Raw genomic sequence first — 13,416 nt, 5'->3', positions numbered from 1 at the left:
TCATGCGGAGAACGCAGAGATGACTCAGGATGACTGCTATTACATGGTCTTCGTTGTAGCTGCTGTGCTGGTCCTGGATATGGGGGCGACTTTGGTGTTTTTAAAACTCATCGTCTGACCCACTCGTGGGCGCGGGCACACCCGGAACCGGGTAATCACAGGTACAGCGTGAGCCCCGTAGGAGCGGGTTCACCCGCGAAGAACCCAGCGCGGTGGATGGCACCGGCGTTGCCGGTGTTCACGGGACAAGTCGGATCGTCGCACCGCCGCTCCCACAGCCTCAGTCGGTACGCAGCAAGGGGAATTGTTCTTCTGGATTACGTGACTCTGCATTCATCTTCACGCACGCAGCCGCAGCGTCCGACCTGTTGATGAAAGCACGCTTCAACCGTTGTTTTTCTTGATTGTCGTAGATGTCGAAGCCCCCCGAAGTGGTGGCGGCGTAGAACCGGTTACCAATGCGGAAGGACTCGCCTTCAACAGGCACAGCTGGAACGATAACGAATCTTGGTTGCATGTTTCGCGCCTCCCCAGGCAGATAACTAATTATTAGCCTGATTGCAGGAAGGCAACAATATGACTCATCGAGACGAATCAGTGACGCGTCGTGTCACTCGCATGCCTCGGACGATGATGCACTGACTTGCAGGGGACCCTGCGCCTTGCCGGCGCCTGTAAGCGCAGGGGGCGCTGGACGTATCCTGTTCGCCACCCCAAACGGCACATGCACCATTGGCAAATCCCCCGCCGGCGACTGCAAATGGCTGCGCTGGTCATCAAAAAACACATGCGGCTTGAGGATCGACAGCACCCTGGGCTTCTCCATCCCGCCCAGAAAGAAGCACTCATCCGGCGACACGCCCCAGTCCTTCAATGTCGTCACCACCCGTTCATGCGAAGGCGCATTGCGCGCTGTCACAATCGCGATTCGCAGAATCCGTTTGTACGCCGGGCACTCGGCCAGCTTGCGGTCTTCGAGCGTGCGAATCAGCGAAAGCTTGCGATACAGGTCCGCCAATGGCCCTGGCGAATGCGGGACGCCTTTGTGCACGCGTTCGTGTTCCTGAAAGTCATCCAGGTTGTCGTCACGCTTGTACACGCGCTCTGCTTCGTCATCGGCAATTACGCCATCAAAGTCGAAGGCTACCCGCAGCTCGGTGTCGATCTCGTCATCATAAATGCGCGTCGGCAGCACCCGCCCAGCCGGGTAGTCGGCATCGATGGCTTTCTGCACATCTTCCTCATTGGCACTGAGAAACAGTGAGGCATTGAACGCCGGGATGTACTCGTAGGGCGAGCGGCCCGACATGAATGCTGCGCGGGTGATATCCAGCTGGTAATGGTTGATCGAACGAAACACGCGCAAGCCGGTTTCCGGCGAATTGCGCGACAGCAGCACAACCTCCACCGGCAGCTGATCGGGGAAAGCCTGGTTGATGCTGAGGAAGCGGCGAATGAACGGGAACGCCACACCCTTGGGGAACGGCTCGTCCAGGTTCTGCTGCTGGTGCTGGCGGTAAGCCTCGACGCCCTGGGTCTGATAGATGTCGTCCGAGACGGTAAGGTCAAACAGCGCACTCGAGGCAACGCCGATGACCAGTTTCTGTTCGATAGGGTAGGGCATGAACGAACTCCTGAACCTGTGCTGCAAGCAAGTGTACGCGTGCGCGATGACGAATGCCCTCAGGCCTCCGGTACCAGCCCGAGCAGCAGCTTAACCTGGCGCTGCAACTGGCTCACATGCTCGCGTTCGGCGCGCAGGGCAGAGCGCAGCTCGTTGTTCTCCTGCTTGTGGATACGTGCGCTGCGTTCCAGTTCATGGTCGCGTTGCAGCAGGTCCCACATCTCGCCCTGTCGAGCATATTGCAGGCATACCAGCAGCAGGGTGATGCCGCTGATGCCCAACACAGCGATTTGCAGAGCTTCCATGGCGTGCTTCCTTGAATGGTGGCTGTTTGCCGGTAAGCCAGAAGATATGTCTATTTACACTACATGTCGATATTGGAGACTTGTACAGGTAAAGCAATGGCGCAGGTTCATCAAGGCTCGACTGCGCTCATTCTGACATTCATAGAAGGCTAATTGACATCATGTTTAGCTGGTGACGCCGCTGTTGATGCGGCCTTGTTGCTATCACAGCGTACCTGGCGGAACCCCGTGGGCTTAAGTAGTAATATGCCTGGTTTCTTTACATATCGTGCCCACCTTGAACTTTCAGAATACAGACATGTAAGATCTGGCGACACGTCATTTGCCGGGGCACACAGCGCTGCTCCCTTCAGGAACCGACATGAAACGTACACAACGCATGGAGCAAACCCGCTGGGACCTGGCCCTGCGCTATCGGTTGATCGAGACGGTGGTCTGGTGGGAAGGCCGGCTGACCACCAATCATTTGATCCAGAGCTTCGGAATCAGCCGCCAGCAGGCATCGAAGGACATCAACACCTACATCAATGACTATGCGTCGAAAAACCTGGTCTACGACAAGCAGATCAAGGGCTACGTGCCAACCCGGCAGTTCAAGCCGCTGTTCATCGACGACAGTGCCAGCGCCTATCTGGACTTGCTCAACCAGAACAACGAGCGCGCCCCGCATATCGAAGGCCTGGCCCTGGCCTATGCCCATACCGAGGTGCTGAAGGTCCCGGACCGCTCGGTCAAACCCGAAGTCCTGCGGCCGCTGCTCAAGGCGTGTCGCGAAAAGCGGCGCCTGGACATCGAGTACGTGTCCTTCAACAGCCCTGAGCCGGAAGGGCGCACCATCGCCCCGCACACGCTGGTGTATACCGGCATGCGCTGGCATGTGCGGGCATATTGCGAGAAAAACCGCATGTACAGGGACTTCGTGCTCAGCCGCTTGCGCGGTGTGCCGGACTTGCATGATGGGGAGACGGAAAACGGCATCGAGCAGGATGTGGAATGGAACACGCAGGTCGATGTGATCTTCAAGCCCGATGAGCGACTGACGCCGGCGCAGCGGGCGATCATCGAGGTGGACTTCGGCATGGCTGAGGGGCAGTTGGTGGTGGGGAGCTCACAGGCGTTGGTGAAGTATGTGGTAAAGCGCTTTGGGGTGAACCCTAATGTGCATGATGCAAGGCCCGAAGCGCAGCAGCTGGTGCTGGCCAACCGGGCCGAGCTGAGGCCTTGGCTGAATCTCGATTGAGTTTTGCCGTGGTGCTGCTTTGCTGTTTGCTTGACAGCATAGTTTCCGGCAAATTGCCATCATTGGAAAAGTCGTCTGGGCATGGTCATGCATGAAGAAGGGGCACAGGCAGATATGGATCTGATGAGTAAAGAACAGGGCGCGCTGGAACTGACGCTACTGAATGCCGAGTACGATCGTGATCGTTTTGACACGTTGATGGTCGAGGGCTTGAACCGAGGGATCCCTGCCGAAATCATGACCCGCCTGGAGGGTATCTGGTCGGCTGTGCAGAACATTGCTGGCGAGGTTGTCGCCATCGGCAAGATTGTCGTCTCGCAGATTTTTGCGTTTCTGCGCGCACACCCGGCGATCACCGTCGGCATCGCGCTGGGGGCTGCCGTAACCTCGCTTTGCGGCAGCATCCCATTGTTTGGGGTAATCCTGGCGCCGTTGGTAGGGAAGTTGTCGATGCTCTATGGGGCCGGTGTAGGGGCTGCGTTCGAGAGCACCGGTAACCTCACCTCTGACCCGCTGGTCGCGGTCCAGGGCCTGGCCAACAAATTCTACGAATTGCTGCGCAACATCTTCCTGGCTGTCACCCAATACCTCACGCCAGCCTGACTGACAGGGACTGCACATGAAAAAGCTCATCACGCTCGCCAGGCAACGCCTGGGCCGCAGCAAGCCGTCTGTTCAGCCACAGCAAGCCGTAAGCGATGACACTGCCAGCAAATTGGCCAATGCGGTCGAGCAGCTTCAGGGGCGTGACAGGGTTGGCATCGTGAGTGAAGGGGCAGTCGTCGCTGGCAGCGTGGCGGCCGGTGCGGCGGCGGCTGGCACCGTTGCCACTGCCGCAGGCGCTACTACGCTACTGGGGTCTACCACGCTGGCGGGCGCGCTGGGCGGTGTGTTTGTGACCACCACACCTGTCGGCTGGGTAGTTGGCACTGCAGCCCTGGCGGGTATGGCTGGTTATGGCCTGGTAAAACTGGTGCGCTCTGGCAGCAAGCAGGATGTGGTGCGTGAGCGCTACACCGCGCTGCTCTCGGCCCAACTCGAAGGGCTGCAAGCGGCAGGGCAACAGAGCGATGCCACGGCCCTGGAAGCCCTGATGGCCCAGGCTGTTGCTTGTGCTGCACTGGATGCAGGGAAGGCGCAAAGCCTTGCAGCCTTGGTGAAAGCTGGCCGCGTGCCGGAGCCTATGGCAATTGAACGGGTTCAGGCGTTACTCGATGCGCACTCACATGTGACAACTAATTGATCAGGCGCCGTAGGCCGCGTAATACCCCGCTGCACGTTTCAATCAACCCAACCTGGGCATCACATCACTAGATGGCCGGGCCGGGTAACGGCACGTGGTTGAAAAGTTTACCTGTACGAATACTCATTCTTGGTCGGCACGGAACCTGCCTGTACCGTGCGCGGCTAATAGGCGAAGAAGTCGATGTGGATGAACTGCTGGCCATGCTCGCAGAACTTGCCCGTGCCCCCGGGAAGGAGGCTGGCGAGGAGCCTGATGCAGGGCAGCCTCAAGGGCCGAGTACGCGCTAAGTGACTACCTGAAGGAGTATCAGTTGGCTTAGGGGCCTGGCGAGCTTGCCGCTGCGCCGTGTCCCAATACCTGATCAACCACTCAATTCCCTCAGTCATCAGTGGATCCAGTGATGCCATTTTGATAGCTTCCGTCCTAGACCGCTGTATCCGGATAGGGATTGATGAACCAGCCATACGAACACAGGACCTTGACTCCGCTCGCGAAGCTGCTCGTGGAGAGGGTGATCGAGAACACCAATCGCAAGCTGGTCGCCGGCTTTCGCAACAAGCAACATACCCAAGGCAACGCCACTTCAGCGGGCCTTCTGCAAGTCGGTCAGGAAACTCTGGCCGCCACTCCCGATAACAGGGTTCTGCGCGACTTCAGCGATGCGCTGGTGAGCGAAATCGAATCCCTGCAGGCAGGTGCCTCGCCGTTGGAGGGTGACCAGGAGGACACGTTGATGGTGCTGTGCGAACTCAAGCAGCAGCTCGACGAGTTGCTGGCGCTGTCCGACGGCTATGCCTACTGCAACCAGGAAGTAGGGCGCCTGGCCTGTGTACAAGGCCAACAGGAAGCCGAGCTGACTGCGCTGCACACCAGTATCGAGGCACAGAACCAGAAACTGCTGGCCAGCACCCTGGCCCGGGTGCAGAAGGAAGGGGCGATTCGCAAAGGCCTTGAGCAGCACCAGCAGAAGCTGGTTGCCCAGGACGGGCAAGCCGAAGTGCTGAAGCAGCAATTGGCCGCCAGCAACCTGGCGCGGGAGAGCCTGTCTACCACTGTGACCACGGCGCTGAAGAAACTCGCGCTGGCGACCAGCACCCAGGCTCAGCGTGTCGACAGTGTAGAAGAGCGTCTGGCCAGCCTGGTTGAGCGCCAGCGTGAATGCGAAGTGCAACCGCCGCCCGGGTGGGCAACGTATCTGGAGCGTAATGCCGTGTCGCTGGTGGCCTTGGCGGTGGCTGTATTTACGCTGGGGTTGAACCTGCTCGGTTAAGCGGTCAGGTGCGCGCCGCGCGGCGCTCGATCGCATAGGTGCTGCGAGAATCACGGCGAACAGCTTGGCGCTTCTTGACTGACTGGCATTAGGGCAAGCCCGCGCCTACAAGAGCTTGCGCCGGCTGCCAGACAATTGCTCCACCAGAAAATCCACAAACACCCGCACCCGCGCCGGCATCGCCGGGCCACCCACGAACACCGCATGAATCGGCTCGCGGTCGTCAGGGTTGTACGCCTCCAGCAACGGCACCAAGCGCCCGCTAGCCAAGTCATCAGCCACGGTGAAGGTGCCGATGCGCGCCACGCCGGCACCTAGCCTGGCCAACTGCGCCAGGGCTTCGCCGCTGCTGCATTCGATGTTTCCGCTCACCTTCAACGAAAACACCTGCCCGTCGCGGCGGAACGGCCAGTCGGGTGCTGCGCGGCGGAAGTTGAAGCGCAGGCAGTTGTGCCGGGCCAGGTCTTCCGGCACCTGTGGCGTACCGCAGCGTTGCAGGTATTCAGGCGAGGCAACCACCACCTGGCCGGTTTCGCCTATGGGGCGGGCACTGAGCGAGCTGTCCGGCAGCCGGCCAAAGCGCAATGCCACGTCGGCCTGGCCGCCGAGAATGTCAGCCACTTCGTCGCTGAGGCTAAGGTCTACCAGCACCTGCGGGTAACGCGCGCTGAACGCGGCCAGCAGCGGCACCACGGTCAGCCGGGCATGGCCCAAGGCAGCGCTGACCCGCAAGCGCCCGCGTGGCACGCCCTGGTCGGTGATGGCCTCTTCCACTTCAAGCATATCGGCCAGCACGCGCCGCGCACCGCGCAGGTACGCCTCACCTTCGGGGGTGAGGGTGATTGCCCGAGTGGTGCGCAGCAGCAGGCGGGTGCCCAGGCGCTGTTCGGTGCGCGCGATGATGCGGCTGACCGCCGAAGGCGTCAGGCCCAGTGCCCGGGCGGCGGCAGACAGGCTGCCTTCTTGCGCCACCCTGGCAAAAATCTCCATCTCTCCGGATCTTCCACTGAAGTCCATTTGTGCCTCATTAGCAAAGGTGGTTCGCAAAAATGCAGTCTAGTGCGCTTTTGAAACGGATCGTAGCATTTGCGGCATAGATAAGGAGCTTGCCATGCGTATCAACCCACCTCTTGTCGCACTCGCCATCGGTGCCTTCGGCATCGGTGTCACCGAGTTCGCCCCCATGGGCATGTTGCCCAGTATTGCCACCGACCTTGGCGTTTCCATCCCCGCTGCCGGGCTGCTGGTCAGTGCCTATGCCATCGGTGTGCTGATCGGCGCACCGCTGATGACCCTGGCCACGGTGAAGATCCCGCGGCGTTACCTGCTGATCGGGCTGATGGCCATTTTCACCCTGGGCAACCTGATGTCGGCCGTGGCCAGCGACTACGCCAGCTTACTGGTGGCTCGCGTGGTCACTTCACTCAATCACGGCGCATTCTTTGGCATCGGCTCAATCGTCGCGGCCAGCTTGGTGCCGCCCGAGAAACGCGCGGGGGCCGTTGCCGCCATGTTCATGGGCTTGACCCTGGCCACCATCGGCGGGGTGCCGCTGGCGACCTGGTTTGGTGAAATGCTGGGCTGGCGCACAGCGTTCTGGGGCATCGCCGGGCTTGGCCTGATAGCGATGACCACGCTCTGGTATGCGCTGCCCAATGTGCCGTCACCCAAAGGCGACGGCGCCATGGCCGAGATTCGCGTGCTGGGCCGTGGGCCGGTGCTGGCGGCGTTGCTGCTGACTGTGGTGGGTTCCAGCGCGATGTTCACGGTGTTTACCTACATTGCGCCGATCCTGCAAAGCGAGGCCGCGGCGTCCACCACTTTCGTGACCGCCATGCTGGTGTTGTTCGGTGTCGGCCTGACCTTGGGCAACGTGTGGGGCGGCAAGGCGGCAGACCGCTCGATCGATCGCACCCTGATCCTGTCACTGGCCGTGCTGATTGCCGTGCTGCTGGTGTTCCCGCTGGTGCTGGACTGGCCGCTGCCGACGGCGTTGGCAATCCTGGTCTGGGGCGCGGCCAGCTTCGCCTTGGTGCCACCACTGCAGATGCGGGTGATGGAAGCGGCCAAGGATGCGCCGAACCTGGCGGCGGCGGTGAATATTGGCGCGTTCAACCTGGGTAATGCAATTGGCGCGGCGCTGGGTGGGGCGGTGATCAATGCGGGGTTGGGTTACCCGGCGATTTCCCTGGCGGGCGCGGCGATGGCGGCGCTGGGGCTGGTGATGGTGCTGCTGTTTGCCTGGCGAGGACGTGCTGCGGTGGCGGGGCATCAGGCAGTGGTCTGAGATGTTGGGGGCTGCAAGGCAGCCCCAAAATCTTGCAGGAATAACCTGCTGTCACGGCGTACCGTTACGGCCATGCAGGTGGTAGGCCGGGCGTTCGCTCAGCCGCTCATAGTAGTCCCGCACAGCCGGCAGGTGCGGGTGCTCGAACGGTGTTTCGAACCAGCGGTTGACCGACAGGCCGATGGGGATGTCGGCCAGGGTGAACTGGCTGCCAGCCACATACGCACCGGTGCTGGCCAACTGGCGGTCGAGGATGTGCATGTAGCGCGACCAGTCTGCGCAACCGGCGGCGAGCGCCTGTGGGTCCTGGTGGGCGGGTGAATGCCTGACCAGCGACATGAATGCGTAGCTCCAGGAGCGGTTGAGGTCAGAAGCCTGCCAGTCGATCCACTGGTCGATCCTGGCCCGCGCCTGGGCTTCGCCGGGGTAGAACGCCGTAGCGCCGTAGCGGTTAGCCAGGTAGCGGATAATGCTGTTGGACTCCCACAGGGTAAAGTCGCCATCCTGGATCACCGGGACCATGGCGTTGGGGTTCAGCGCGAGGAATTCGGCGCTGTCGGTGGGCTGGAAGCCCGAGCCCCAGTCTTCGCGCTCGAACGCCACCTCGAACTCGGCGCAGGCCCACAGGACTTTCCGCACGTTGATGGAAGAGGCTCTGCCCAGTATCCGTAGCATTGTGTTTGTCCTGGTGTGGGGGAGCTTGATCGTCCGCCACCGCCGGGTAGCGGTCAAGAGCCAGATCGGAAGCAGCGCGTCCCTTTGTAGGCTTCTTGTAGTCCATTTCCGAAAGTAACCCTTTCCACCTCCTAGGGCATTGTGGTGAGGCAGGCAGCGCCCTAGTCTCGGCACGCTCCTAACCCCGAGGAATGGACATGGAAAACGACACCCCGAAAAACAGCAGCAAGCTCAATGTCGTGCCCGCAGCTAGCCGCTTTGGCAACGCCGATGCCGAACTGGTACAAATGAAACCGCAGCTGGCAATGCGCACTTCACTGATGGAAGCCTCGAGCATCATGGGCTGCATCACCGAAATCACCCGCAAGGCCATCGACAGGCCCAGCGACCGCAAGGTGATGATGAAGGCCACGTTCTACCTGGCAGGCATGGCCAAGGCTCTGATCGACGGCCAGTTGTTGCAGATGCGCCAGGCACGGGAGGGCGAGGGCAAGCCTTAGTCATGCTTGCCTGGAGGCCGCGAACTTGGCACCCTTGGGCCGTTTGAATGGTCTGTATCACGACAGAAGGAAGTTCGCATTGAGCAGGGACAAGGTGGGGAGGCTTCTCGTAGCCGTGCTGATAGGCCTGATGGTCTTGATGGCCGCTTACGCGATGTTCAGGGGCAGCCCGCGCCTGGAGGCGACACTGACCTATGCCTACCTCACCTATCCCAGCCAGTTCAGCGAGCGCATCAGCAAGGCCAGCGAGCAGCTCAAGTACGAGCAATTGCAGGGGCGTATCAACCGTATCGGCCAGGGCGGGCTGAGCGAAGACCAGGTCGAGCGGTTGATCGAAATGGCCCAGGCGCCGTATGCCCAGCTGTTCGCCAAGCCGTTCGAGGCCGGGCTGGTCGACCACCGTACCGGTCTGCTCATCGATTTGCGCAACAGCGGTGATGCGCCGGTGCGCCAGGTAAGCATCCGCCTGCCCGCCAAGGGCCTGGTGCAGGTGCGCGACGCCGCTGGCAACGACACCCTGCTGGAAACCCCCGCCGCGCAGGTGGATATCCCCGCCATCGAACCGGGCGGCGCCTGCAAGGTGTGGGTGTATTTCGATGCGGATTACTCACAGATCCGCCAGGGTGGGGTCAGCATCAGCCATGCCGATGGTGTTGCCGATGTGCAGGTGTACCGCGAGTTCACTGGGTTCCCGGCCTTGGTAGCCCGTTATAGCCGTGAACTGATGCTGCTGCTGGGTGTACTGGCGGTCAGCGTGTTGGGCCTGGGGTATGCCTGCCTGGCGCGCGGTAACCTGCGGCGAACGCCTCACCTGTAGGAGCAGCCTTGTGCTGCGAAGGGGCCGGTGTGAGCGATACACCTGTTGCGTCTGTACCGGCCTCTTCGCAGCACAAGGCTGCTCCTACAGGGCATTGTGCAGGCTTTCAGAATCTGATGTGAGCCAAATTGCGTCCCAGTGCGGATAATCACCAATCTGTCTTGCCAGGCCCGCCCGCAAAGGGTTGGCAATGATGTACCGGGCTACCTTGCGCACATCATCCTCCTTACGCAGTGCGCGGTCATGATAACCGCGCTGCCAGACCTGACCCAGGCTTATGCCCGCTTTGCACAACGCTGTGCCAGAGCGCGATTTGAATTGCCGCATGAGGCTGCTCAATGTGGTGGCGTTTAACGCTATCAGCCAATGTAAATGATCAGGCATCAGTACCCAGGCAAGAGAGCGACAAGCGTCAAAACGTTCGGACTGCCTCATCTCCCTGATGACCAAGCGCGCTGCACGCAGGTCCCGAAACAACGGACAGCGTTGGTGAGTGACAGTTGTCAGCAAATACAATCTGCCAGGCTCGGAAAAACGCCCCCGGCGAAGCAGGTTTGCTTCGGCACGTTCCATGTTGTGTTCCTCGCATCCATTCGTTGTGAATACCAATAATAGAGACCGCAGCTGTTTACGGTGCCGGCAGATCATTACCCCATTTAACAGCCGTACACGTTTCTGTAGGAGCAGCCTTGTGCTGCGAAGGGGCCGGTGTGAGCAAAACACCTGTTGCGTCTGTACCGGCCTCTTCGCAGCACAAGGCTGCTCCTACACGAAAAGCGAGCATGCGTGTTGCTAGGGCAAAGGTCATTTGCCGCAAACTCAACAATCGACCGTTAACGACCCTCTATAGTGCTCGGCATTACAAGACCTGTGCCGAGCCTGCCTGATGATCCCTTCCCTGGACTCCATTTTCTCTCGCCTGCGCCTGCGCCAGTTGCGCCTGCTGATCGAGCTGGACCGCTGCGGTTCCCTGCACAAGGCGGCTGAGGCCATGGCCATTTCCCAGCCTGGGGCGACCAAGGCCTTGCGCGAGGTGGAGGAGGTGCTCGGCGTGCCGCTGTTCCAGCGCCTGCCCAGCGGCCTGGTGGCCAATGACGTGGGCCGTTGTGTGGTGCGCTATGCGCGGTTGATCCACAGCGACCTGGGGCATTTGCGCGAAGAGGTGCTGGGCATTGTCCAGGGCCAGGGCGGGCGGCTGGCGGTGGGCAGCATCATGGGGGCCATGCCGGCGCTGGTCGGCGCCCTCGGGCGCTTGCGCCGCAAACAGCCGCAGCTGGCGGTGGAAATTGCCGAGAATACCAGCGCCAACCTGCTGGCCCAGCTCGATGAGGGGCGGCTCGACCTGGCCATTTGCCGACCTGGGTTGGGCCGCAACGCCGCAGACTATGCCTTTGTCGAACTGGCACAGGAGCCGCTTGCGGTGGTTGCGCACCCGCAGCACCCGCTGGCTGGGGCAGCGGCGCTGGGGGTGGGCGACCTGAGCCAGTACCGCTGGGTGGTCTACCCGGCCAACATGCCCATGCGCCAGGCGCTGGAGCGTGAGTTGAGCGAGGCAGGGGTGGAAGTGCCGCGCTATCCGCTGGAAACCTTCTCCACCTTCGCCACTTTCATGCTGCTGGAAGATGACCCGACATTGGTGGCGGTCATCCCCAGCGCAGTGGCGGCCTTTGCCGAGCAGCGCGGGTTGCTGGTGTCGCTGGCGGTGCAGTTGCGGGCGCTGAGCGAGCCGTTCGGCATCGTCCACCGGGTAGCCGCGCCGTTGTCACCGGCGGCGCGGTTGTTGGTGGAAGAGCTGACGGCTGGTTGAAAACTGTTGCGGCCCCTGTAGGAGCGGCTTTAGCCGCGAAGCAGGCAACGCGGTGGATGGCACCGGCTTTGCCGGTGTTCGCGGCTGAAGCTGCTCCCACAGTTACTGCACAGACATCAGCACCTGTGGTGTCCCTGTGGGAGCTGGCTTGCCGGCGATGGGCTGCACCGCAGCCCCGACCGACTCAGCCTCAGAACCGCCGCTCGCGGTAGTCGATGAGGCTGGAAAACACTGCAATCAACACCGCCGCCACCACAAAGAAGATCAGCGCATAGAAGTAATCCCCGGTGAACTGCACGATCAGCCCGATCACGATCGGCACCAGCACCCCGGCCATGTTGCCGCAGAAGTTCATCGTGCCACCCAGCACCCCGGTGCGCGACGGCCCACCGATGATCGCTGGCAGGCACCAGTACATCCCGCACCAGCGGATGAAGAACATCGCCACGCACAGCAGGCTGATCACTGCAACGGTTTCGCCCACGTAGGCCGCCGCCAGGATGCACACGGCCGCCACCAGCGCCGAACCGCTGAACATCGAACGCATCACCAGGTTCGGCGAGGCCCCGCTGGCGCGCCAGCGGTCACCGATCCAGCCACCGATCAGTTCACCGACAAACCCGCACATGAAGATCAGGAAGGTTGCCCCGCCCATGGCCGAGATGTTCAGGCCATGAGCCTTGTGCAGGTAGCTGGGCATCCAGGTCAGCAGGCCATAGAACACTGCCAGGATGCAGCTGTAGCCGGCGAACATGGCAAAGATCGAACGGTCTTTCAGCAGCTCGCGCAGCGGCAGGCTGGCCTTGGCCGCTGCGGCATGGGCGCTGGCGTTGCCATCGGTGATGTGACGCAGCTCGGCCTCGTTCACCCCAGGGTGCTCGGCGGGGTGGTTGCGGATGTACTTGTACGCCAGGATCCCGGCCAGCACGGTACCGACCCCGGCCACCACGAATGCCAGGCGCCACGAACCCAGCCAGGCGATCAAACCGGAAATCAGAATCGCCCCCAGGGCACTGCCCAGCGGCGCGCCGCCATCCACCAGCACCGCACCACGGCCGCGCTCGTTGGGCGTCAGCCAGGCGCCATTGAGCTTGGCCCCGGCAGGCATGATCGGTGATTCTGCCACGCCCAGCCCAATGCGCGTCAGCAGTAGCACCAGCCAGTTGTGCGAGGCTGCCCCCAGCGCCTGGAACAGCCCCCAGGCCACCGTGGCTGCGCCAATGATGCCGCGGGTATGAAAGCGGTCCAGCAACATGCCACCAGGGATCTGCATCAACGCATAAGACCAGAAGAAGGCACTGAGCATCAGCCCCTCCATCGCCGGTGTCAGGTTGAATTCGGGGGCGATCAGCGGCAGCGCCACCGACAGCGAGGCACGGTCGATGTAGTTGATTGCAGTCAGCAGCAACAGGATCAGGAAGATGCGCCAGCGCACCGTGGTCATCGGGGCCGCGTCGGGCAGCGCCAGGGCGGCCGGGGAGGGTGTGGTCTTCATCGCAGGTGCTCGTTGTTGTGATTATCGGGAGGCGTAGGGGCTATGCAGGCCGATTGTTGGAGCGCTGGCGGCGGGGTGGGTAATGAAAAGAGCTGATCCGCCAATAACGCCTGCTTATTGCCCGGCCAGGGGATAAGCGGCGGTTATTGG

15 protein-coding genes are annotated in these 13,416 nt (G+C 61.6%); 8 read left to right on the top strand and 7 right to left on the bottom strand.

All coding sequences use genetic code 11. The annotated features are described in order from the left end of the window. Nucleotides 1-280: 280 nt before the first annotated feature. From ACIP1G_RS04150 to ACIP1G_RS04140, 3 genes are all read right to left on the bottom strand, one after another. On the bottom strand, nt 281-517 hold the full coding sequence (locus ACIP1G_RS04150; RefSeq protein WP_400734067.1) for a hypothetical protein: 237 nt from the start codon (nt 515-517) through the stop codon (nt 281-283). A gap of 93 nt (nt 518-610) precedes the next feature. Then, on the bottom strand, nt 611-1,624 hold the full coding sequence (locus ACIP1G_RS04145) for a 5'-nucleotidase (protein WP_400734065.1): 1,014 nt from the start codon (nt 1,622-1,624) through the stop codon (nt 611-613). Between the two features lie 59 nt (nt 1,625-1,683). Then, nucleotides 1,684-1,929: a hypothetical protein gene (locus ACIP1G_RS04140; RefSeq protein WP_400734063.1), complete on the bottom strand. Its 246-nt coding sequence runs from the start codon at nt 1,927-1,929 to the stop codon at nt 1,684-1,686. Between the two features lie 361 nt (nt 1,930-2,290). On the opposite strand from ACIP1G_RS04140, the gene ACIP1G_RS04135 reads away from it, so the two are divergent. From ACIP1G_RS04135 to ACIP1G_RS04120, 4 genes are all read left to right on the top strand, one after another. Beyond that, nucleotides 2,291-3,169, top strand: coding sequence for a helix-turn-helix transcriptional regulator (locus tag ACIP1G_RS04135; RefSeq protein ID WP_400734061.1), 879 nt, complete (start codon nt 2,291-2,293; stop codon nt 3,167-3,169). A gap of 81 nt (nt 3,170-3,250) precedes the next feature. After that, nucleotides 3,251-3,772, top strand: coding sequence for a hypothetical protein (locus ACIP1G_RS04130; RefSeq protein ID WP_400734059.1), 522 nt, complete (start codon nt 3,251-3,253; stop codon nt 3,770-3,772). Nucleotides 3,773-3,788: 16 nt separating this feature from the next. After that, complete coding sequence (locus ACIP1G_RS04125; RefSeq protein WP_400734057.1) at nt 3,789-4,412, top strand: hypothetical protein; 624 nt, start codon at nt 3,789-3,791, stop codon at nt 4,410-4,412. A 736-nt stretch (nt 4,413-5,148) separates the two neighbouring features. Continuing rightward, nucleotides 5,149-5,685: a hypothetical protein gene (locus ACIP1G_RS04120; protein WP_400734512.1), complete on the top strand. Its 537-nt coding sequence runs from the start codon at nt 5,149-5,151 to the stop codon at nt 5,683-5,685. 105 nt (nt 5,686-5,790) lie between these two features. Here ACIP1G_RS04120 and ACIP1G_RS04115 read toward each other — a convergent pair whose 3' ends face one another. Beyond that, on the bottom strand, nt 5,791-6,702 hold the full coding sequence (locus ACIP1G_RS04115; protein ID WP_400734055.1) for a LysR family transcriptional regulator: 912 nt from the start codon (nt 6,700-6,702) through the stop codon (nt 5,791-5,793). Nucleotides 6,703-6,796: 94 nt separating this feature from the next. Here ACIP1G_RS04115 and ACIP1G_RS04110 point away from each other — a divergent pair, with 94 nt between their 5' ends. Then, nucleotides 6,797-7,972, top strand: coding sequence for an MFS transporter (locus ACIP1G_RS04110; protein WP_400734052.1), 1,176 nt, complete (start codon nt 6,797-6,799; stop codon nt 7,970-7,972). 51 nt (nt 7,973-8,023) lie between these two features. Here ACIP1G_RS04110 and ACIP1G_RS04105 read toward each other — a convergent pair whose 3' ends face one another. After that, entirely contained in the window at nt 8,024-8,647 is a 624-nt protein-coding gene (locus ACIP1G_RS04105) for a glutathione S-transferase family protein (protein ID WP_400734050.1), read from the bottom strand. A gap of 197 nt (nt 8,648-8,844) precedes the next feature. Here ACIP1G_RS04105 and ACIP1G_RS04100 point away from each other — a divergent pair, with 197 nt between their 5' ends. Next, the gene (locus ACIP1G_RS04100) at nt 8,845-9,147 is read left to right on the top strand and encodes a DUF3077 domain-containing protein (protein WP_400734047.1); all 303 of its coding nucleotides are present in this window, start codon (nt 8,845-8,847) and stop codon (nt 9,145-9,147) included. A gap of 79 nt (nt 9,148-9,226) precedes the next feature. After that, on the top strand, nt 9,227-9,964 hold the full coding sequence (locus ACIP1G_RS04095) for a hypothetical protein (protein ID WP_400734045.1): 738 nt from the start codon (nt 9,227-9,229) through the stop codon (nt 9,962-9,964). Nucleotides 9,965-10,048: 84 nt separating this feature from the next. On the opposite strand, the gene ACIP1G_RS04090 is transcribed toward ACIP1G_RS04095, so the two are convergent. After that, complete coding sequence (locus ACIP1G_RS04090) at nt 10,049-10,537, bottom strand: REP-associated tyrosine transposase (RefSeq protein ID WP_400734044.1); 489 nt, start codon at nt 10,535-10,537, stop codon at nt 10,049-10,051. Nucleotides 10,538-10,850: 313 nt separating this feature from the next. Here ACIP1G_RS04090 and ACIP1G_RS04085 point away from each other — a divergent pair, with 313 nt between their 5' ends. After that, nucleotides 10,851-11,771 (top strand): LysR family transcriptional regulator, encoded by a 921-nt coding sequence (locus ACIP1G_RS04085; RefSeq protein ID WP_400734041.1) that lies wholly within the window; start codon nt 10,851-10,853, stop codon nt 11,769-11,771. Nucleotides 11,772-11,961: 190 nt separating this feature from the next. Here the strand turns inward: ACIP1G_RS04085 and ACIP1G_RS04080 are convergent, their stop codons facing one another. Next, the gene (locus ACIP1G_RS04080) at nt 11,962-13,266 is read right to left on the bottom strand and encodes an MFS transporter (RefSeq protein ID WP_400734039.1); all 1,305 of its coding nucleotides are present in this window, start codon (nt 13,264-13,266) and stop codon (nt 11,962-11,964) included. Nucleotides 13,267-13,416 lie beyond the last annotated feature (150 nt).

Origin of the sequence: Pseudomonas sp. NPDC089392 (assembly GCF_044749595.1) — a bacterium.
Taxonomy (GTDB): domain Bacteria; phylum Pseudomonadota; class Gammaproteobacteria; order Pseudomonadales; family Pseudomonadaceae; genus Aquipseudomonas.
Note: the sequence above shows the minus strand (reverse complement) of the source record. Positions and strands in the feature narration are given on the sequence as shown.